Source organism: uncultured Alistipes sp., assembly GCF_963931675.1.
Classification (GTDB): Bacteria; Bacteroidota; Bacteroidia; order Bacteroidales; family Rikenellaceae; genus Alistipes.
Map to the genome: position 1 here is coordinate 3,113,049 of NZ_OZ007039.1, position 20,802 is coordinate 3,133,850.

The window sequence follows — 20,802 nt, forward strand, 5'->3', positions numbered from 1 at the left end:
CGGCCAACTTTTATTTTATTTCCTCATAATCGAATTTTTCGACGACCACGGGACCGAGCAATCCGGACGGCTGCAGTTCCGAGGAAGCAGTCCACGGGTTGACAGGAGTCCAGGTCTTTCGTTGCCCGGACGGCAGCCGCTGGTCACCGATCAGCCGGTTCATCCAATTGTTAGCCACCTCGATCTCCAGCGTATTCGTACCCTCTCGGATCAGACCGGTCACGTCGACACGATACGGCGGAGTCCACGTTCCCCCAGCACAAGTTCCATTCAGGAAGACCTTGCCCATGACCATCACTTTGCCCAGGTCGACACAGACGCACCCCGAACCGAGGCTGTCGATCTCGAAAGAGTGCCGGTAACGGGCCGTTCCGGAGAAATAGCGGATACTGGGATCGTCCGAAGTCGTCCAGTCGCGGAGCGAGTCGAAAACAATCGGGTTTTCGGGGGCATCCAGCCCCTCGAAGGTGACGCTCCACGGGCCTTCGATCCGGGCCAGCATCGTCGATTCAGGAAAATTCTTCGCAGAAGAGTGCTGTGCCTCTTTCGTCCGGTCGAAGACCACAAACGCGCTGCCATAAGGTTCGAGCTCCATCGGGATGGAGGTAACCCCGTCCCGCCGCGAAAACTCGGGGAGGCGGCGAATCTGTCCGGTCAGTGCATCCCACAACTCCGGCGCACCCTGGTCCGTCCGGAAAAGGGCGTCAAACGTGACCTTACGCTCCTGCTGGTTCGACAAAAAGTAGACCTCGCCCTGCTTCGTCGTTCGATGAATGAAACGGACTTCCGTATTCTCACCCTCGATACGGCAGTCGGGACGCATCGATAGTGCGGCAAAGACCTCTTCCAGCGAACAGCCGTCATCAAAGATCCGTCCCTTGCCATAGGCGTGGCAGGTCTCTCCGGGCCCGAAGCGCCACATCCGTGCCGCCGTCTCTTTCACCCGTTCATCCGCCCCGGGATATCCAGCCAGGCTGGGAGAACGTTCCGGAGCAGGGCCGAGTACGATCAGGCCGTCACGGACCATCCGTTCGATCGCAGCGAGCAGCTCGGGCCGCATGGTCCGGAGTTTCGGCAACACCAGCACGCGGTACTCCATCCCACCGTCAAGCACCAGCCGCCCGTCACGCACCTTCGCATGCTCCAGCAGCACTTCGGCATTGATATAATCGAACGAATAGCCGTCCGGAAGCGCGGGATCGCACACGCCCGTCATCTTGGGCGCATCCTCCCCGATGAAATAGGCCGCATCGGCCACATAACGGCCCTGCTGCAACAGGTAGCCGCAGCGCTTGAGGTAGTCGATGAAAACATCCAACTGTCCGAACCAGGTATTTTTCCTGTTGAACTCGTTCCCGAACCAGGAACTCATGCCCGGGAACCGCTCCTCGTAGGGCTGATGGATATAGACATGGAGCAGCGTGCTGTTGATACCTTCGGCGAAAAAACGGTCCCCGCGCTGTTTCATTCGGTAAGGGTAGCGGCTGAAACCCGGCATCCCGGCCGTGAACGATTCTGCCCAAACACGGCGTTTCCCGTAAATATGCGCACAAGATGAGGCCGCACGATTCTCGATGTCGCCCAGCGAGCCCTCGCTCCAGAACTCCCCGGCCACCTCGTCGGACTGTCCGCCGTATTGCAGGAATTCGCCCGGGAATCCCCAATGGCCGTAATTTTCCAGCCAGGTTGTCAACCCGTGCTTGTGGCACTCCTCCCGCAAACAGCCGACGTAGTCGTAGGAGACCCGGTCGGCGATCAGGCGGCGGAGATCCCACAGGAACCGGTCGGAAAGGTCCTGGCTTCCGACGACCGTACCGTGAAGCACCGGGAGGTAGGGCAGCGGATCGTAGCCATAGGTCTGCTCGAAACGCTCAGCCATGTCGTCGGTCCAGTTCTGCCCGCCGGTCTCATAGCTGTCCTGTACGACCACCTTGAATGTCCGGCGGTCTTCTGCAGGGATCCGGCGCATGATCTCGCCGATGAAAGCATCGAAATGGCTCACCACATGTTTCCTGCTCATCTTGTCGATCTCGAGTCCCAACCCTTCGGGACTTGCCGGGCCATTGGTCACGGTCGTGGAACGCATGGCCAGGCGCTCTATCCGCCATTTTCCGGGAGGCACCTCCCAATGCAGCACCCCGCCGCTGAAATGCGAGGTAATGTCCATCACGTCAGCCGGATCGACCGAAAGCGACGCCGGCACAGCGGGCTGCGGCTCCCAAAGATAATCATGCCACATGGGGAGCGGGGTCTGGAACATCTTGGCCAGTGTCTTTTCCGGGAAGCGTTCCACCAGCGGAAGCGAGGAAAGCGTGGCCTCGACATCGAAACCGCCCGGAGCCGGCACGACCAGCTGGTAATCCGACGCATCCGTTTCGGGGAGGGATACCACAATCGGAGCCAGCGGATCGAACCCCACATTCATCTGCAGGTTGGAGCGGTCGATGGAGAACTGCTTCAGCAGCCTCCATTCGCCCGCCTCGCGGCAATAGAGCTCCGCGGATGTCAGGACCGGTCGGTCCACCCGGATCGTAAGGCTGCGCATCGGCTGCTTCCCCGACACGCTCCAGTCCAGAAGGAGCTCCCGACCGTCGATCTTTTCAATCCGTTTCGTATGACTCTCTGCCTCCTCCGGCAACGGATACGCGATAACCCGTACGTCTTCCGCATCGGGGCCTACATCCGGAAGCGGTCCCTCGAACCGGACTGGCCCTTCGACAACGGTCTGCACCGAAGCCAGATAACGCATGCTTTGCTCCGGTTTGACCCACGGGCCGCCCGACTGGCTCCACCCCGGGCTGTTGAAAATGCCGATCTCAATACCAAGTTCACCGGCCCGCTTCAATGCGGCGTGCATCACGCGCCACCACTCCGCAGAAAAGAGCGTATGCTCCCCGTAAGGCTGGTCACCGATGCCGATATTGCCGATAAAAGCGCGGTTGATCCCCACCGCCTTCATGGCCTCGAGATCACGAACCACCCCTTCCTCGGAGATATTGTCGGATACCCAGTACCAATACACCGCAAATGGTATCTCTTCCGGTACGTTTCGGAACGCATCCCGCATCCGGGCCATCGAAGGGGTATCGCAGGCCATTCCGCAACACGACACCAAAAAAACCGCCGTAGCCAGCCATATCGGCAACAAGATTCGCTTCATAACACGCATGTTTCAGATCAGACCATCCAAAATAACATCTTTATCCGAAATAGGTACCACATCAACTCTTTGCAAGTAGGAATCTCCACCTCCAGCCTGAAATGCAGCGCCAACCGGTCCCCTTACGGTCGGAACCAAAATAGAAGCATGGTCAAAGGATACTGGATCGGGTCTTACAATGAATTCACGCCGTCCAGCGGAAGAGGTGATATACCCAAACAGTTTTGGGGCAATGACGGTTAGAGCGCCACCACTCCATGCATGGTTTGTGGCCCCCCAACCGAACCGGTCAAAAAACTCCTGTTCCCGTTCAAATCACAGATTGCGGGTCGAAACCCGCCGTATCCAGCCTCATCACGCCTCCGCCCGGACAATCGCAATGCTTCGGTCCCGGCACACCGTACCCGCCTACTCGGCCTTCACGCAACGCACCGGAAGAGCTCCGGCACGCCGCAGCCCATAGTTGCTCTGCACGGCCGACGCATCGCCGTAGTAGAAGTAGACCGCCGTAGCGAGCCGGTCGGCAGCCTGCACCCCGGACGTCCAGTAGAGTCCGACCCAGGGCTGCGCCTCATCGGCCCGCGTACTCTTGGGATCATACCCTGCGACATGGACGTTCTGATACTTTCCGTCGAGGTAGGTCCGGCGCCCGGCACCCATGAAGAGCGACGAAACGCCATCCTTGGCAAGCGTCACGCTGTATTTCGTATTGGCCCACGCCAGGCTCTCCGCATCGGGGGTCAGCCCTTCGAATGCTGCGGCCGGAGCCACGCGCCACCCCGCCGGACAGGGATCATAGAGGCTTTTGGCCGTGCCGGGAGCGCTCCACAGGGCATCGGAACCCGCACTCCACAACCAGTCATACCCCGACTCCTCGACCCCCGTGATGAAAGTCATCGGATTGAGCCGGGCATACTCCACCGTTCCGGTTGCGGCATCCGAAGCCACCGGCGTGGCGGTCACGCTCGAATTGTTGCCGTTGTACATCGTGGCGGCCGTACCGCTGGAGAAGTTGTAGGTTCCCGGGCCGATGAAGGGGTCCTTGCGGCCCCACTGGTAATAGAGCCCGTAGGAGGCGAGGATCTCCTCGTCCGACGCATTGGACGACGCGAGGGCTCCGAGGTTGCGGTCCATCATCGTATAGCCGTTGAACGAACGCTGGTTTGCAGCGTCCGACGGGTCGTAATCCGCCGCCCAGACGTGCCAGCTCCAGAGCAGCGTTCCGGCGGCATCGTAGGCGCCGATCAGGGCATTTCCCGACTTGACCTTCGTCCCGTCGTCGCTGTCCGCGCCCACGTAGAACGAAGCCTTTCCGTTCTGCAGCGTCAGGTACTGGATCAGGCTCGAAGCGCTCTGCCAGATGATCCCCACCGATGCCGTTGCCAGCGACGTTCCGTCGCTGCAATGCTCGACATCGAACAGGTAGTGGGTCTCCTTCTTGTTGGCGATGTAGCTGTTGGCCGCCTCCGAGGAGAAGTCCTTACGGTCGACCACCCCGACGAAGAGCGAGGCCGAGCCCGAAGCACCGCCGCCGCCCGTACCGCTCAAGGTCACCGTGCCGGTTTTAGCCTCCCCATCGTCGAACGACGAGGGCGGCGTCACCCGAACGGTCTGCGTCGCGGCATCCACCGTCACGTCATCCCACCCGGCGGGTTTGCTGGAGACCGTGAAGCTGTTGAGATTCGAGGCCGTGAAGTGGACCGACACCGAAGCCGTCTCGCCCTGCGTGAAGAAGACGGCGGGCGAATCGAAGGCGAGCGAACCGGTCACATCGTCGTCGCCGCACGAGATGAAAAGGGCGGCGGCAAGAACCGAGCACCACCCAGCGAGTCTTTTCATATCCATCGTGTATTACTGAATTTCAATTCCAAAAACCGTTGCAAAGATACCAAAAAGCGGGACAATTCCTATAACGTACTTTCGAATTTTGCATCCGGAGGGCAATTATTGCCGCTTCTTTCCTAACGAATTATAAACGCATATAGTATATGTCCGACGGGAAAATTGAAACGGGGAACGGCACCCACGCCGCCGTCAAGTGCCAGGACGGGCTCGGCAGCATCCCTGCCGCCGAAGCGCTGTCCGATGAGGCCAGCGAAGAGAGCTACCGAGCGGTGTGCGTGCGGAAATAACGGTCGAAGAAGACCAGTTGCGAGGGGAGCGAAATCGACCAATAGGCTCCGTTGTGCGCACCGGGCCGCACCTGGAAATCGTGCCCGACGCCCTGCTTGAGGAGTTTGTCGTGCAGGTTCAGGTTCACCTGGTAGAAGAAATCCTCGTAACCGCAGTCGAAGATCAGGGCCAGTTCGCCGTTTTTCAGGCTGTCGACCTGTTCGATGACCGTATGGGCATCCCAGCGTTCGGGGTTCTCATCGCGCTCGCCCAACTGGTTCTTCATGTGCCACGAATCGGGGAAGGGCCGGATATCCACGCCTCCGGAGGTCGATCCCGCAGCCCCGAAGCGGTCCTTGTGTCGCAGGGCCACCCACAGGGCGCCGTGTCCGCCCATGCTCAGGCCCGTGATGGCACGTCCCTCACGGGCCGGGATCGTCGGGTAGCGGGCATCCACCCAGTCGACGAGTTCCGTCGAGACGAAGGTTTCGAACTGCGACCGGGGATCGAGCGGGCTGTCCCAGTACCAGCTGTTTTCGCCGTGGGGGCAGACGAAGATCATGCCGTAGCGCTCGGCCAGGGCCCGCAGGTCGCAGATATGGAGCCACGAAAGGTACGAACCGCCATGCCCGTGCAACAAATAGAGCACCGGAAAACGCTGCTGTCCGGCAGCGGAATCGTCGGCAGCGGCCGCCGCATCGGGAACAACCACAACGGCCGGAATGTCACGCTGCATCTTGGGGCTGAAGACCGCCACGGTATCGATCCGTGCGGCAAAAGCCGATACGCTCAGCAAGAGGACGGAGAGCAGAAGAGTGATCTTTTTCATGATTCGTGTTTTTTTCGAGATTTTTCGGGAGTTTTCGGGAGCTCGGGAGTTTTCGGGAGCTCGGGAGTTTTCGGAGAGCCCGGGAATTTTCGGGGCGTCCGGAAGTTTCGGGGAACCCGGGAGTTTTCGGGGTGTCTTCGGGAATCCAGAGGCCTGGAATTCAGAAGTCCGACAGCTCGGACGTCCAAAAAGCCGGACGTCCAAATCCCGGGAGCCCGGGGTTTGAAAAAAGGGGCGTTGCAACAACGCCCCGGGTGGAATGGTCCGGAAAAGCTACTTCTTTTCCGGTTTGGCGATGGTCTCGCGCATCTGCGTGTCGGCCATGATGTTCTTCATCCTGTAATAGTCCATGATTCCGAGGTTTCCGTTACGGAAGGCCTCGGCCATGGCCAGCGGCACCTCGGCTTCGGCCAGAATCACCTTGGCACGGGCATCCTGCGCCTTGGCCTTGTTCTCCTGTTCCAAAGCCACGGCCATTGCACGCCGCTCCTCGGCCTTGGCCTGGGCGATGTTCTTGTCGGCCTGTGCCTGGTCCATCTGCAGTTGGGCGCCGATGTTCTTGCCCACGTCGATATCGGCGATGTCGATCGAGAGGATCTCGAACGCCGTTCCGGCATCGAGGCCCTTTTCGAGCACCACGCGAGAGATCGAATCGGGATTTTCGAGCACGATCTTGTGCGAGTCGGCCGAACCGATCGACGAGACGATCCCCTCGCCGACACGCGCCAGCACGGTCTCCTCACCGGCTCCGCCGACCAGCTGCTTGATGTTGGCACGCACCGTCACGCGGGCCTTGGCGATGAGCTGGATACCGTCCTTGGCCACGGCAGCCACCGGCGGTGTATTGATCACCTTTGGGTTGACCGACATCTGCACGGCCTCGAAGACGTCGCGGCCCGCCAGGTCGATGGCCGTGGCCATCTTGAAGTCGAGCAGGATATTGGCCTTCTGGGCCGAGACCAGCGCATGGACCACATTGGTGACGTTGCCGCCAGCCAGATAGTGGGCTTCGAGTTCGTTGGGGTTGAGCGTCAGCCCGGCCTTCGTGCTCTCGATCATCGACGAGACGATGGTCGAAGGCGGGACCTTGCGCCAGCGCATCAGCACCAGCTGCAGCAGACTGATCCTTACGCCCGACACCAGGGCCGAGAACCACAACCCCACGGGGATGAAATAGAAGACGAGCCAGATGGCGAAGAGGCTCACGAAGACGATCAACACGATCATTCCTACCTGAAGATCCATACGTTCGAAGTTTTATTGGAGGGTTTTTACGATGACGCTGAAATTTTCGAAGCCCACGACCTCGATCTCCTGCCGGGGATCGACGTAGGCTCCCGTGGACTTGGCCTCATAGACCTTGCCGTCGATCTCGACCTTTCCCATCGGGGAGAGGCGCGAGAGGGTTACGCCGTGCTGGCCGATGCGGAGTTCCTCGGCGGGCAGCACGGGCATGCTCGACGAGCGGATCTCCTGCTTGAGGGAGAAGCGCTGCCAGGTCTTGGCCCGCAACGACACGACCACCGCGACGAGCGACAGCAGCAGGATCACGACGATAACCGTAACTCCGGCCGCGGTTCCCAAATCCCGGAAGGCGAGGTAGATCGAGCCTCCGTAGCAGGCCATGGCCAGGATGGCCCCGACCGAGACGCCGGGCAGCAGCACCAGTTCGGCCACCAGGAACAGCAGGCCGAGGAAGACGAGCAGGATGATATAGAAGAGTTCCATAAGCGGGTCCTTTGGGCGGGTTTATAAGGCTAAAGGTAGGAAAAAAATCTCAAGGTTGGGAGATTTCGACGACTTTTATTTCAAGGGCGGGGTCCGCCAGCCGGACGGCATTGGCCAGCCGGTCGGCCACGGCCCGGTCGGTGAAGCCTCCGACGACGAAGATCTGCTGCCCGACCCGCGAGAGTTCATGCCCGGAGGCCGTCTCGGCGATCACCTGTTTCACGGCATCCGACAGGGCGTCGGTCCCGGTGATCTCCACCCGGTAGGCGAGGTCCTGCGCCACGGGATCGCGCGAGAGGTTGCGCATCACGCCGTCGGTCCAGACCACCACTTCGGGACGGACGAAGCCATGCTCCTTCAGGAGTTTCTGCGCCGTTTCGGCCTCTTCGAGCGTGGCGAAACCTCCGGTATAGTAGTTCCACTTGCCCGCCTCGTCGATCAGGTAGAAGAGCGGGTAGGCCCCGCGGAAGGTCGCGGCGGCACGCTTCGTATTGAACGTCCCGAGCAGGATCCGGTAGATCGTGCCGTTGGCGTAGACCTTGCACTCCGGGATCGGGTTCTGGTACGTGTATTTGGGTTTCGACGAGAAGGCCACGCTGTCGTAGTCGAGGAAGTAGCGTTCGGCGACATCGATGCGCGGCAGGCGGAAATCCACCGCACCGATCTGCTCCGCCACGCCACGCAGCGAATCGCGCGCGGCATCGAGTGCCAGCTCCCCGGCCACGGCGCCCTCGTAATCGACCATCACGCGCTTGCGCAGGAAGTAGTCCGCCACGGCGTCCGAAGCCGTTGCGCCGCGCAGTTCGGTGAGCTGCCGCGCGGCCCGGGCCAGTTCCTCCTCCTCGCGGGAGAGGATCTCCTCACGCCCCAGTTCGTCGAGGATGTACCCGTAGGCGTAGTTCTTGTTGTCGAAGATGTAGTTCCAGACCTCGGCAAGCGAATCCCCCAGCATGCGGTTCACCCCCTGCAGGGCCGTCAGACGCCCGAAAATATCCATCGCTTCGGCCTCGTTCTGCACCGTGCCATACGTCTCGGCGAGTTCGGTCAGCGTGGCATGGTTGGCGAAATAGCGGTTCACGTACTCCGCAGCCCGGGTTTCGAGGCGTTGCGCCTCGCACAGGGCCGCATAGTCCGTTTCGGCCAGGTGCTCGCGGAAATAGAGGTTGTCGACCAGGTTGCGGACCTTCAGCGAATCGGGAATCCCCGACACCGGCGTGTTGCGCACGGCGCCCGACCCGGAAACCGCACCGTCCAGATTGGCCAGCACCCACTCCTGCTCGATGGTGTTGATCCGATCGATCAGACGCCCCTTGGCGTTGCGGATCTCGAAGATCCGGCTTTCGAGCTGCAGGATCTCCTGCGAATAGCGCTGACGCTGCACCGGATCCTCGCGCAGGCGTTCGCGCAGGACCGCCACGGCATTCACGATCGAATCCTCGCGCTCCTGCAGCCGGGCATCCTCCCGCAGCAGCGACATATACTCCTCGTTGTTCTCCAGACCGGCAATGCGGGCCTCCACCGGGGGTTGTTGGGCCAACAGACCGCCCGCCGTCAGAAAGAGCGCACCCAGCACATATATGAAATTCCTGCGAAACATAGGCTTCGGATTATCTCCACCATTTAATCAAAAAGATCTGAATCAGACCGAAAATCTCCAGACGCCCCAGCAGCATCAGCAACGTATTCGTCATTTTGAAAGCCGACGGCATCGCCGACCAGTTGTCCATCGAACCGACCTCGCCGAATCCCGGTCCCACGTTGCCCATCGAAGCGACCGACCCGGTGAAACTGGTCGTCAGGTCGACGCCGAACAAGGCCCCCGCAATCGTCCCCAACAGCAAAAACATCAGATAGGCCACGATGTAGATCATCACGGAGTGCAGCACCTCGTTGTCCTGAATGACGCCGTCCAGCCGGATGCGGATCACGGCGTTGGGATGCTGCTGGAGTTTCAGGCGCGCGCTCATCATCTTTCCGGCCAGGACCATGCGGTTGACCTTGATGCCGCCGGCCGTGGAGCCCGCACAGGCGCAGACGATCGACCCGAAGATCAGGATGATGACCGCAAACGGCGTCCAGGTGTTCGAATCGGCCGTGGCAAACCCCGAGGTGGAGACCACCGAGACGAACTGGAACATGCCGTGGCGGAACGAGGCCGAGAGCGTGGGGTAGAGGTCCGCGGCATAGAGGCTGATGGCGATGAGCAGCCCCCCGACGAACAGCATCCCGAGATACCAGCGCGTGACCTCCGAGCGGAAGATGTTGTTGCGTTTCCCGGTGACCGTGGCGTAGATCAGCCCGAAATGGATACCGGCCGCAGCCATCGTAAAGATCAGAATCGTATCGATGGCCGGGCTGTTGAAGTAGGCGACGCTGGCATTCTTGGTCGAGAAGCCGCTCGTGGCGCAGGCCGACATGGCGTGGCACAGGGCGTCGAACCAGTTCATCCCGGCCATCTTGAGCAGCACGGTCGACAGGACGGTCAGCCCGACGTAGACCACCAGCAGGATCTGGAGGATGATCTGCGAACGGTAGCGGTAGTTGTCGCGGGCCATCGACGAGAGCTCCACGTTGGAGAGCATCATCTTGCTGCGGCCCATCGAGGGGAGGACGACCAGGGCGAACATCACCACGCCCATACCGCCGATCCAGGTCGTCGCAAAACGCCAGAACTGCAGCCCGCGGGGCAGGGCCTCGACGTCATTCAGGACCGTCGAACCGGTTGTCGTAAGGCCCGAGACGCTTTCGAACCAGGCGTTGACCAGCGTGAACTCCCCGCCCCAGATCAGGTAGGGGAACATCGACACGACGCAAGCCACGAGCCACGCCCCGACGACGATGCAGAAACCCTCCTTGTTGGTGATCTGCTCGCAGCGCCCCACGAAGATCAGCGGGAAGGCGCCCAGCAGGGCCGTAAGCAGCGACGACAGCAGCAGGGGATAGAATGCCGAGTCCACGCCGCTCACGTAGGAGATCCCCGCGGAGATCAGCATGAAGAGCGCCATGAACAGCATCACGACTCCGACATATCGCAGGACCACTTCGACGCGCATCGCTTCAGGCTTTGGGTTGTTTCGACTGGTTGATGAGCGTTTCGATGCGCTCCTTGAGTTCGAGGACCTCGTCCTTGAGGTCGCCCTTCACGTTGAAGGGGGTGCGGAAGGAGAGCCAGTCGCCGAGGCTCTTGTTCATGCGCTCGATGGGCGAGACGCAGTAGATCGACAGGAAGTAGAGCAGCATCAGCACGATGGCGATCATCACGGTCACGGAGATCAGCACGGGCGTCACGGCCCGGTAGGCATTCTTCTTCATCTGCTCGGCACGCGGGGCCAGGGAGCTCTGCGTCGAGGTCATGTAGTTCTTGATGGCGGCCGTGAGGCGGCCGTAGAGGGCGTCGTACTCCTCGTTGTACCACCGGATGCCCAGCGAATCGGGCCGTCCGGCAAGGGAATCCGCGGCCAGCGAGTCGCTCCGGCTGCGGAGGTCGCCGAAAGCCAGGTAGTTGTCCGTGACGATGCGGAGTTCGGTGGTGGCGAAGGCCAGCGAATCGAGGAACGACTTGTCCAGCGCCTCGTTCTGGGCCACGAGCAGCGTATTTTCCAGACGGTCCATGCTGGCGCGGCAGAGGCTGTCGCGCGAACGGTCGCCGAAGACCGACATACGGATCAGCGCCATGTTCTGTTCATGGGCGGCATCGAGCATCTCCTTGGCCAGCTCGATGTTACGCGCATTGGCCTTGAGGATCTCGCCCGTATCGCGGCTCAGGTGGCCCAGTTCGAGCAGCGAGATCATCCCGGAAAAAAACAGCAGGCAGACGATGCTCAGAAAGCCCACCGTCACCCGTTTACGCAAACCCGTCATATCCTTTCATGCAATTACTGTTGTGCAAATATACGAAAAGCGGCGTGCAGAGACAAATTGAAAAGGCTCTTTTTTCGGATTTGGCGCGATTGGGGCGTATTTCGGCTCCGCCAACCGCGAAATACCGTGCCCCAAAGCTCCGTCCGGCGGGGATTTCCACGCAACGGACCTACCGGGTCGGCACCTCATCGAGGATTTCGCCCGCCAGGTCGTGCGCCGCGTCCATCTCCCCGAGCCGGACGCGGCAGATGGTATTGACGCGCGAAGGGTCGTAGGGGGCCTTCACCCGGCGGTAGTTGCCCGTAAACCCGAACATCATGCCGCCGCGGCGCGTACTCTCGAAGAGCACCGTATCCTCGGTCCCGACGGCCCGGGCGCAGAAGTCGCCGTGGAGCCGTTCGCAGAGCGTTTCGAGTTCGGCGACGCGCCGTGTGGCCACCGACGGCTGCACCTTGCCGGGGAGTTCGACGGCCGGGGTGCCGGGGCGTTCGGAGAAGGGGAAAATATGCAGGAAGGAGGGCTGCAGCCCGGCCAGAAAATCATACGTCGCCCGGAAGTCGGCCTCCGTTTCGCCGGGGAATCCGACGATCACGTCGATTCCGATGAAGGCATCGGGCATCGCCTGCCGCACGGCGGCGATGCGCCCGGCGAAACGCGCCGTGGTATAACGGCGCCGCATAAGCCCGAGGATGCGGTCCGAACCGCTCTGGAGCGGGATGTGAAAGTGGTGCATCATTTTGGGCTCCCGGGCGCAGAACCCGATGATCTCGTCGGTCAACAGGTTCGGTTCGATGGAGGAGATGCGGAAGCGATCGATCCCCTCGACCTCGACCAGTGCCCGCAGCAGGTCGATGAAGCGCTCGCCGGTCGTGCGGCCGAAGTCGCCCGTATTGACCCCCGTAAGGACGATTTCGCGCTGGCCCGCCGCGGCGATCTGGCGGGCTTCGGCCACCAGGTCGGCGATGGGCATGTTGCGGCTCGCACCGCGGGCGTAATGGATCGTGCAGTAAGAGCAGCAGTAGTCGCAGCCGTCCTGCACCTTGAGGAAGGCCCGCGTGCGGTCGCCGCTCGAAAAGGCCGCGAAGAACGATGTCAGCGAATCGGTATCGCAACTGTACACCTGCGCCCGGCCCTTGCCCGAGAGTTCAACCACCCGTTTATATAATTCGCCCTTGTCATTGTTGCTCAGCACAATATCGACGCCTTCGATTTCGGCGATCTCCTGCGGTTTCAGCTGTGCGTAGCAGCCCGTCACGGCGATGATCGCCTGCGGGTTGCGGCGGTGGAGCCTGCGGATCAGGTTGCGGCACTTCTTGTCGGCGTGCTCGGTCACCGAACAGCTGTTGATCACGCAGATGTCCGCCTCGGCCGTGGGCGGCACCCGCACGAACCCGCCCCGTTCGAACTCCCGGGCCAGGGTCGACGTCTCCGAAAAGTTGAGCTTGCAGCCCAGGGTATGGAAATTGACTCTTCGCGCTTGCATGGGATTTTCTTTTTCGGGGACGAAATTACGAAAACTGTGCGAAAGGAGGAGGCTTTTCCGATAAAAAAGCGTAAATTTGCACGCAATAGCGACAAAGCATGGAATTTTTCAGCGACGTCTTCCAATACGGTTATCTCTCAAACGCACTCGCCGCCTGCGTACTTTCGGGCATCACGTGCGGACTGATAGGCACATACGTCGTATGCCGCCGCATGGTGTTCCTCGCCGGGGGCATCACCCATGCCTCGTTCGGGGGCCTCGGCATCGCTTTCTGGGCCGGAACAAACCCCATTGCCGGAGCGATGATCTTCGCCGTCCTCTCGGCCCTCGGCATCGAGTGGGCCGGCAGCCGCGGCCGCATCCGCGAAGACTCCGCCATCGGAATCATCTGGTCCGTGGGCATGGCCCTCGGGGCACTCTTCATGAGCCTCAGGCCCGGCTACACCTCCGGCGACCTCGCAGCCTACCTCTTCGGCAGCATCATCACCGTCACCCGAGGCGACGTCACGGCCCTGGCCCTGCTGACGGCCGTCGTCGTCATCGGGGCCCTGCTGTGGCTGCGGCCCGTGATGTACGTCGCCTTCGACCGCGAATTCGCCCGTTCGCGCAACATCCCCACCCGCGTGATCTCCTACCTGATGGCCGCACTCATCGCCGTGACGATCGTCCTCTCGATCCGCATCATGGGAATCGTGCTGCTCATCTCGCTGATCACCATGCCCGTCGTCATCGTCAACACCCTCGCACGGTCGTACCGGACCCTCGCACTCGCGGCCCCCGTCGTCGCCGTCGTCGGGAACATCGCCGGGCTCCTCGTCAGCTACCACCTCGAGGTCCCACCCGGCGCCGCCATAATATTTACACTCACCCTGGCGCTCGTATCGGTAAAACTCCTATCTTTGTCGCAGAAAAAACCGAAACCCCGGCATGAAGACCATTCATAAACTCGTCCTGAAAGCCTACCTGGGGCCTATGGTCCTCACGTTCTTCATCGTCATGTTCGTGCTGATGATGAACTTCGTGTGGCGCTACATCGACGAACTGGTCGGAAAGGGCCTCAGCGCCGGGATCATCATCGAGCTGATGTCCTACGCCATGGCCAACATGATCCCCATGGGACTGCCGCTCTCGATGCTGCTCGCCGCGATCATGACCATGGGCAACCTCGGCGAGAACTACGAGCTGCTGGCCATGAAGTCCGCCGGCATGTCGCTCGTGCAGATCACCAAACCGCTGATCATCGTCGTGGGATTCATCGCCGTGGGGAGCTTCTTCATCTCGAACAACCTGGTGCCGTACTCCAACAAGAAGATGTTCAGCATCATCTACGACATCCGCCAGCAGAAACAGAGCCTCGAATTCCAGGACGGTCTCTTCTTCAACGGCATCGACAACATGTCGATCCGCGTCGGACACCAGGACCCCGAGACCCATCTGCTGACCGACGTGCTGATCTACGACAACCGCTCGACGAAAGGGGACATGAACACCATCGTCGCCGATTCGGGCTACATCCGCCTGTCGGACGACAAGAAGTACCTGCTCGTGACGCTCTACCACGGCGAAACCTACGAGCAGACCCGCAGCAGCCAGTGGTTCACCAAGAGCGTCCTGCGCCACCACACCTTCGACCTCCAGAAGCAGGTCATCCCGATGGACGGCTTCGCCATGGGACGCTCCGACGCCGACATGTTCTCCAACGCCCAGACCAAGAACATCAACGAGTTGCAGCACGACATCGACTCGCTCGAAATCCGGGTCAACGACGCCACGACAACCTCCTACGAACCGCTGCTCAAGGAGCAGATCTTCGCCCGCGACAACACCGTGCTGCCGCTGCCCGACAGCCTGCAGGTCGACAAGAGCAACTACCGCGACCTGCTTGCCACGGATTCGCTCCCCGGGCTCCCGACCCGCGAGAAGGAGAAGGTATGGAACCAGGCCCGCACGCTGGCCAAGAACTCGCGGAACATGTTCGCCTTCGACGAGTCGACGGCCAAGGAGGCCCTGAACCAGCTCTACCGTTCGAAAATCGAGTGGCACCGCAAGATCTCGCTCCCGGTGTCGATCCTGATCTTCTTCCTGATCGGCGCACCCCTCGGGGCGATCATCCGCCGCGGCGGTCTGGGACTCCCGGTCGTCGTGTCGGTGATCTTCTTCGTGATCTATTACGTCATCAGCCTCACGGGCGAGAAGATGGCCAAGGAGGGGACCTGGGATGCCATCTACGGCATGTGGATCTCGACCATCATCCTCACGCCCATCGCCATCTACCTCACCTACAAGGCCACGAACGACTCCGCGCTCCTCGATACGGACTGGTATGCCGGCAAGATCAAGGCCTTCCGTGAAAAAATCGCGGCGAAGACAGGCCCGTGGTTCGGGAAATTGAAAAACACGATAAAATTCAAAAAACGCAATAAACGCAATGGCTAAAGAAACGATATTGAACAGTGTCGAGGAGGTCATCGAGGACTTCCGCAACGGCAGGATCGTGATCGTCGTCGATGACGAAGACCGTGAAAACGAGGGCGATTTCATCGTCGCCGCGGAGAAAATCACCCCCGAGATCGTCAACTTCATGCTCAAGGAGGGTCGCGGCGTCCTCTGCGCCCCGCTGTCGGAGAAACGCTGCGAGGAACTGGGCCTCAACATGATGGAGGAGAACAACACCTCGCTCCTGGGCACGCCCTTCACCGTGACGGTCGACCTGCTGGGCCACGACTGCACCACGGGCGTGTCGATCCACGACCGCGCCGCCACGATCCGGGCCCTGGCCGACCCCACGACGAAACCCACCGATCTGGGACGCCCCGGACATATCAACCCGCTGCGTGCCCGGGAGAAGGGTGTGCTGCGGCGCCCGGGTCACACCGAGGCGACGATCGACCTGGCACGCCTGGCAGGGCTGCAGCCCGCCGGTGCCCTGATCGAGATCATGAACGAGGACGGCACGATGGCGCGCCTCCCGCAACTCATCGAAAAGGCCCGCAAGTTCGGCCTGAAGATCATCTCCATCGCCTCGCTGATCGCCTACCGCCTCAAGGAGGAGTCGATCATCGAAAAGGGCGTCACGGTGCCGCTGCCCACGGCCTGGGGCGACTTCAAGATCACGCCCTTCCGCCAGAAATCCAACGGCGTGGAGCACGTGGCGCTCACGAAAGGGGAGTGGTCGGAGGACGAGCCCGTGCTGGTGCGCGTCCACTCGTCGTGCGCCACGGGCGACATCTTCGGGTCGTACCGCTGCGACTGCGGCGAACAGCTGCACCGCGCCATGCAGATGATCGACAAGGCGGGCAAGGGTGCCATCGTCTACCTCAACCAGGAGGGGCGCGGCATCGGTCTCTGCAACAAGATCCACGCCTACAAGCTCCAGGACGAGGGGCTCGATACGGTGGATGCCAACCTCAAGCTGGGATTCAAGGCCGACGAGCGCGACTACGGCGTCGGTGCCAGCATCATCCGCGAGCTGGGCATCCGCCACATGCAGCTGATGACCAACAACCCGCTCAAACGCGCCGGGCTGGAGGGATACGGGCTGCAGATCGACGAGATCGTACCCATCGTCATCGCCCCGAACCCCTACAACGAGCACTACCTGGAAACCAAGCAGGAGCGGATGCACCATACGCTGGGTCTGAAGAAGTAGGGGATTCCAACCATGAAAATCGCACATCTCGCCCTCTGGACCCTCCACCTGGAGGAGTTGCGGACATTTTACATCCGTTACTTCGACGGGGTAAGCAACGACAAATACACGAATCCGGCCAAAGGGTTCGAATCCTATTTCATCCGCTTCGGAGAGGGGTGCGCCCTGGAACTGATGCGGAGGTCGGACATCAGCCGGAAGGCCGAGAGACCCCATACGGGCTATTGCCACATGGCATTCGAGTGTGCTGGCCGGGAGGAGGTCGACACGAGGACCGAACGCCTGCGGAACGACGGATACCGGATCGTCGGAGAGCCCCGAACAACCGGAGACGGCTTTTATGAGAGTGTTATTGCAGACCCGGACGGGAATCTAATCGAATTGACTTATGACAATGGACGCTAAAAAGTTGCGCATCGTCTTCATGGGCACGCCGGAATTCGCCGTGCCGTCGTTGCGGGCGCTGGTCGCCGGGGGCTACCAGGTCGTCGGGGTCGTCACGGCACCCGACAAACCCGCAGGCCGCGGGCAGCGGATGCACGAGAGCGACGTGAAGATCGCCGCCCGGGAGCTGGGGCTTCCGGTCCTGCAGCCCGTGAAGCTCCGCGACCCGGAGTTCATCGAAGCACTGCGGGCCTGGCAGCCCGACCTGGGGATCGTGATCGCCTTCCGGATGCTGCCCGAGGTGGTCTGGGCCATGCCGCGGCTGGGGACCTTCAATCTCCACGCCTCGCTGCTGCCCCAGTACCGGGGTGCCGCGCCGATCAACTGGGCGATCATCAACGGCGAGACCGAAACCGGCGTCACGACCTTCCTGCTGAACCACGAAATCGACAAGGGGGCCATCATCGGGCAGCTCCGCGTGCCGATCGGCGCGGAGGATACGATCGGCACGATGTACGAACGGCTCATGGAGGTGGGCACCGGGCTGGTCCTCGATACCGTGGAGCGGATCGCCTCGGGGAGGATCGAGCCGATCGAGCAGCAGGGGATCGACGAGTCGACCTTGCGCCCGGCGCCGAAGATCTTCAAGGAGGATTGCCGCATCGACTGGAGCTGGCCGGGCAAGCGGATCGTGGATTTCATCCGCGGGCTGTCGCCCTATCCGGCCGCCTGGACGGCGATGTACCGCGAGGGTTCGGGCGAAGAGGCGCTGACGGCCAAGATCTTCGCGGCGAAGTTCGAGGCGGCAGACCATGCGGGAATCGCCTGCGGCACGGTCGAAAGCGACGGGCGGAGCTTCATCCGCGTGGCGTGTGCCGACGGTTGGGTCCGGCTCGAAGAGCTGCAGATTGCCGGGAAGAAGCGCCTTGCGGTGCGGGAACTGCTTTTAGGCTGGCGCGACGTTCTGCAGTATTATTTTGAAAAACAATAAAAAAACGGTATATTTGTTCAATCACCAAAACCGTTTTGCCTATGGATAGATAAAAAGAAGATTGTAACCCTTTAAACTTTCTCCGTACCGTCACCGCACGAAAAGCGCCGGTACATACATATAAAAAGCGTTAGCTTTATCTCTTGCTTTTCGAAATCTGGAAAATCTGAAATTAGCGTAAGTTTTCTATACATAATCCACTTATAATCAATTTATTTATATCTTTACATCTTTGATTAAGAAACAACACAGAAACAAAACCATCGATTAAAGCAAATTCAAGCCTTTTCTATTTTCATTAGGTTTCATTCCTTTCACTTGTTTGCACAAGGAGTCCGTGTTCTACAGTGAGCAGTTATTCTCTCTGCTCCAAGAGCCATTTATTGATGAACATACTTGCAGCCAAAAAAGAAAAACATCCAATCTCTCTTCTGTCTGCGCTTCCTTTTTTTTGTCAGCAAACTGCTCTTACAATAATAGTCATAGGCATACTGACAAGCAAATATGCCTATCTAAATATAGTTTACTTTGGTTTAGCTTATATATAGAGCTAATAAACTAAAGTAAACTGAATTTTCGTAACCGTTATCTGTTTTCAACAGAGTCGCGCCAAACGAAAAAATAGCTGGAGTCAATAAGTTACTTGGCGCAGACATCTCCTTTCTTCCACTCGTTTGATTTTACTTTAATGAACGTATGTATGAAACGGAAATAAAGTAAAGCTCATATTTCTCTTTTCGCTGTAATCAGAGTCCTGGCGTAATTAACACTTCTATACCATACATGAACAACTGAAAATCCTTGTGTCTCCGGTTTGATTTCTGGTGGTACAACTTGAAAGACAACCGCTTGCAGCAACACAGGCGGCTGTTCCGTTTTCGGCGGGTACACAATTTCGACACAAATACGGGGTTTTTCCTGCTCCGGCTATTGAATAGAATGGCCGCAACTATCACCAGCGTATCATTGCCCACCTATTTCTTTTTCACCGTTTCCTTTATCTATTATAAAATAATCTCTACCCAATTTACACCTGTCGTCCATCGTGAATTTCACATCCACAACAGTATGGGCTGGTTTTGAGGAAGATAACTGCATTGGTTGCATATCAAGCACAGGGAACCAAGAACGAAGGATATCCAAAAAGAATTGATATCTTGCCTTGGTAGTAAAACTATATCTGTCCTGCGAAGAAAATGGAACAATAAACATATAGCGCACATTGGCTATATTAAGTGAAGCCCAACAATATGGATACCTGTAGTCTTGCTCCTTACGGATACATAAAGAGAACAAAGGAGTTGTATAATCCACGGAACAGGATGCAACCATAGGCAACCTCCGATAATTCGCAGGTGCATTGATCCAATCTATTGTTTTCTGGAAAAAGCCGATTTGATTTTGGGGCAGGCAGCTCACCGCATATTTACAGAAACATTTATATACATTTTGCGGAATGTACTTTAGGGATGACGTATCCAAAGGCGGCAGATTCTGAATGCCTGTTCTGATATCTCCATTCTCGATATGCAGATCCTTTAATTGCATCATAAATGTCCCCTGAGAATTATATTGGCGACTTGAACGATCCAGCCAAAACTTAAAATTCTCGCCACATGTTTTTCGTATTCCCTTTTTTCCTGAAATACCGCACAAAGAAAGCAGGAAAGAGTGCATATTCACGACATCGGGTTCAATAGTCCGGCTAAAATATTCGTTGCATTCATCACATTCTTCATGGCAAACAAGGCTTTTATACCCCAAGGACTCAGATATGGCATGGGATTTATGAGTAAATGAGGTTAACGGAGCAGAGCGATGGCAGAAACGGCATACTCTTTTCGATTTGTCAGCTTCTCCGATGTATTGCATTCGACCTTGCCCATTGAATATACACACCGAATAGTTGGATGAAAACTGTTCCATCCTTTCTGCATAAGGCTGAATAAAATTTTCTTTCCCGTTGAACTCATATACGACTCCTTTCAAGCGATATAATATGATTTGGTCTGTTTGATAATCCCTTCCGACAATAACGATAAACTTTGAATTGACGGGGATGTTGTTTAGTTCATATCTTATCGTCTCGGGAAAGCCATTTTTTCCTAATATATCCAACTGTTTCAAACGGGATCTAAATTCCTCATCCGCTATTTGGACCGGCAATATCGCACCGGTTTTGTCTATCTTAAATATCGAAGAAACAAGCCGACACATACGAAGCGTATGAGCCTCCAAATATATAGCACAATCTCTTAATGAAACAATTGTAATTTTCATCCTTTACGTTCTGAAAACATCAATAAAAATACACAAATTTATAATCATTTCAGATGTATCGTACTAAACTGTATCAACTTTTACCAAGTGTAAAACTCTCATCATAACCAGAAAACATCTGCCATTCGCAAAATAAGCACAAGTTTATCCGTTATACACTGAATCCATTTCGGGGTAGCCTAATACCCCGTCAGCCGTTCGTCGGCGGGAGGAATGCCACACAATCTGCAAGCAGGGGCGATCTCGTTGTCCAATGCCGGACTGATTATTTAGTGGCAAACAGGTTGGTATGGTTAGACATAGTATTGCCATCGAAATTTCTCCA

General features: G+C 58.4%; 15 protein-coding genes. 5 read left to right on the plus strand and 10 right to left on the minus strand.

Annotated elements, in window-relative coordinates:
- Positions 1 to 10: 10 nt before the first annotated feature.
- The 9 genes from ABGT65_RS13290 to mtaB form a co-directional block, all read right to left on the minus strand.
- Entirely contained in the window at positions 11 to 3,160 is a 3,150-nt protein-coding gene (locus ABGT65_RS13290) for a glycosyl hydrolase (protein ID WP_346702828.1), read from the minus strand.
- A gap of 408 nt (positions 3,161 to 3,568) precedes the next feature.
- The gene (locus tag ABGT65_RS13295; RefSeq protein ID WP_346702830.1) at positions 3,569 to 4,999 is read right to left on the minus strand and encodes a hypothetical protein; all 1,431 of its coding nucleotides are present in this window, start codon (positions 4,997 to 4,999) and stop codon (positions 3,569 to 3,571) included.
- Positions 5,000 to 5,264: 265 nt separating this feature from the next.
- The gene (locus ABGT65_RS13300; RefSeq protein WP_346702832.1) at positions 5,265 to 6,101 is read right to left on the minus strand and encodes an alpha/beta hydrolase family protein; all 837 of its coding nucleotides are present in this window, start codon (positions 6,099 to 6,101) and stop codon (positions 5,265 to 5,267) included.
- 273 nt (positions 6,102 to 6,374) lie between these two features.
- The gene (floA, locus tag ABGT65_RS13305; protein WP_346702834.1) at positions 6,375 to 7,346 is read right to left on the minus strand and encodes a flotillin-like protein FloA; all 972 of its coding nucleotides are present in this window, start codon (positions 7,344 to 7,346) and stop codon (positions 6,375 to 6,377) included.
- Between the two features lie 12 nt (positions 7,347 to 7,358).
- Positions 7,359 to 7,829, minus strand: a complete 471-nt coding sequence (locus ABGT65_RS13310; RefSeq protein ID WP_346702836.1) for an NfeD family protein — start codon at positions 7,827 to 7,829, stop codon at positions 7,359 to 7,361.
- A 49-nt stretch (positions 7,830 to 7,878) separates the two neighbouring features.
- A complete protein-coding gene (locus tag ABGT65_RS13315; RefSeq protein ID WP_346702838.1) occupies positions 7,879 to 9,426 on the minus strand; it encodes an SPOR domain-containing protein in 1,548 nt (515 codons plus the stop codon).
- A gap of 10 nt (positions 9,427 to 9,436) precedes the next feature.
- Positions 9,437 to 10,882 carry a TrkH family potassium uptake protein gene (locus tag ABGT65_RS13320; protein WP_346702839.1) on the minus strand — a complete coding sequence of 482 codons (1,446 nt, stop codon included), beginning with the start codon at positions 10,880 to 10,882 and terminating at the stop codon, positions 9,437 to 9,439.
- A gap of 4 nt (positions 10,883 to 10,886) precedes the next feature.
- Positions 10,887 to 11,690 carry a hypothetical protein gene (locus ABGT65_RS13325; RefSeq protein WP_346702841.1) on the minus strand — a complete coding sequence of 268 codons (804 nt, stop codon included), beginning with the start codon at positions 11,688 to 11,690 and terminating at the stop codon, positions 10,887 to 10,889.
- Positions 11,691 to 11,859: 169 nt separating this feature from the next.
- Positions 11,860 to 13,173 (minus strand): tRNA (N(6)-L-threonylcarbamoyladenosine(37)-C(2))-methylthiotransferase MtaB, encoded by a 1,314-nt coding sequence (gene mtaB, locus ABGT65_RS13330; RefSeq protein ID WP_346702843.1) that lies wholly within the window; start codon positions 13,171 to 13,173, stop codon positions 11,860 to 11,862.
- 98 nt (positions 13,174 to 13,271) lie between these two features.
- On the opposite strand from mtaB, the gene ABGT65_RS13335 reads away from it, so the two are divergent.
- The 5 genes from ABGT65_RS13335 to fmt are packed head-to-tail and all read left to right on the plus strand — an operon-like array spanning position 13,272 to position 18,197.
- Positions 13,272 to 14,117 (plus strand): metal ABC transporter permease, encoded by an 846-nt coding sequence (locus ABGT65_RS13335; protein ID WP_346702845.1) that lies wholly within the window; start codon positions 13,272 to 13,274, stop codon positions 14,115 to 14,117.
- Positions 14,101 to 15,609 (plus strand): LptF/LptG family permease, encoded by a 1,509-nt coding sequence (locus tag ABGT65_RS13340; RefSeq protein ID WP_346702846.1) that lies wholly within the window; start codon positions 14,101 to 14,103, stop codon positions 15,607 to 15,609. Before ABGT65_RS13335 ends, ABGT65_RS13340 begins: the two co-directional genes overlap by 17 nt.
- Positions 15,602 to 16,822: a bifunctional 3,4-dihydroxy-2-butanone-4-phosphate synthase/GTP cyclohydrolase II gene (locus ABGT65_RS13345; RefSeq protein WP_346702848.1), complete on the plus strand. Its 1,221-nt coding sequence runs from the start codon at positions 15,602 to 15,604 to the stop codon at positions 16,820 to 16,822. Before ABGT65_RS13340 ends, ABGT65_RS13345 begins: the two co-directional genes overlap by 8 nt.
- Positions 16,823 to 16,834: 12 nt before the next feature.
- On the plus strand, positions 16,835 to 17,227 hold the full coding sequence (locus ABGT65_RS13350) for a VOC family protein (protein WP_346702850.1): 393 nt from the start codon (positions 16,835 to 16,837) through the stop codon (positions 17,225 to 17,227).
- A complete protein-coding gene (fmt, locus tag ABGT65_RS13355; RefSeq protein ID WP_346703100.1) occupies positions 17,217 to 18,197 on the plus strand; it encodes a methionyl-tRNA formyltransferase in 981 nt (326 codons plus the stop codon). The genes ABGT65_RS13350 and fmt overlap by 11 nt, the downstream gene beginning before the upstream one ends.
- A 963-nt stretch (positions 18,198 to 19,160) precedes the next feature.
- Here the strand turns inward: fmt and ABGT65_RS13360 are convergent.
- Positions 19,161 to 20,477 carry a hypothetical protein gene (locus tag ABGT65_RS13360; RefSeq protein ID WP_346701129.1) on the minus strand — a complete coding sequence of 439 codons (1,317 nt, stop codon included), beginning with the start codon at positions 20,475 to 20,477 and terminating at the stop codon, positions 19,161 to 19,163.
- Positions 20,478 to 20,802: the final 325 nt, after the last annotated feature.

Bases quoted from the DNA above. Each gene is read 5' to 3' on its own strand.
- ABGT65_RS13345 (WP_346702848.1), top strand. From the start codon at position 15,602: ATGGCTAAAGAAACGATATTGAACAGTGTCGAGGAGGTCATCGAGGAC.
- ABGT65_RS13315 (WP_346702838.1), bottom strand. From the start codon at position 9,426: ATGTTTCGCAGGAATTTCATATATGTGCTGGGTGCGCTCTTTCTGACG.
- ABGT65_RS13310 (WP_346702836.1), bottom strand. From the start codon at position 7,829: ATGGAACTCTTCTATATCATCCTGCTCGTCTTCCTCGGCCTGCTGTTC.
- mtaB (WP_346702843.1), bottom strand. From the start codon at position 13,173: ATGCAAGCGCGAAGAGTCAATTTCCATACCCTGGGCTGCAAGCTCAAC.
- ABGT65_RS13320 (WP_346702839.1), bottom strand. From the start codon at position 10,882: ATGCGCGTCGAAGTGGTCCTGCGATATGTCGGAGTCGTGATGCTGTTC.
- fmt (WP_346703100.1), top strand. From the start codon at position 17,217: ATGGACGCTAAAAAGTTGCGCATCGTCTTCATGGGCACGCCGGAATTC.
- ABGT65_RS13350 (WP_346702850.1), top strand. From the start codon at position 16,835: ATGAAAATCGCACATCTCGCCCTCTGGACCCTCCACCTGGAGGAGTTG.
- ABGT65_RS13340 (WP_346702846.1), top strand. From the start codon at position 14,101: ATGAAGACCATTCATAAACTCGTCCTGAAAGCCTACCTGGGGCCTATG.
- ABGT65_RS13360 (WP_346701129.1), bottom strand. From the start codon at position 20,477: ATGAAAATTACAATTGTTTCATTAAGAGATTGTGCTATATATTTGGAG.
- floA (WP_346702834.1), bottom strand. From the start codon at position 7,346: ATGGATCTTCAGGTAGGAATGATCGTGTTGATCGTCTTCGTGAGCCTC.
- ABGT65_RS13325 (WP_346702841.1), bottom strand. From the start codon at position 11,690: ATGACGGGTTTGCGTAAACGGGTGACGGTGGGCTTTCTGAGCATCGTC.
- ABGT65_RS13300 (WP_346702832.1), bottom strand. From the start codon at position 6,101: ATGAAAAAGATCACTCTTCTGCTCTCCGTCCTCTTGCTGAGCGTATCG.
- ABGT65_RS13335 (WP_346702845.1), top strand. From the start codon at position 13,272: ATGGAATTTTTCAGCGACGTCTTCCAATACGGTTATCTCTCAAACGCA.
- ABGT65_RS13290 (WP_346702828.1), bottom strand. From the start codon at position 3,160: ATGAAGCGAATCTTGTTGCCGATATGGCTGGCTACGGCGGTTTTTTTG.
- ABGT65_RS13295 (WP_346702830.1), bottom strand. From the start codon at position 4,999: ATGAAAAGACTCGCTGGGTGGTGCTCGGTTCTTGCCGCCGCCCTTTTC.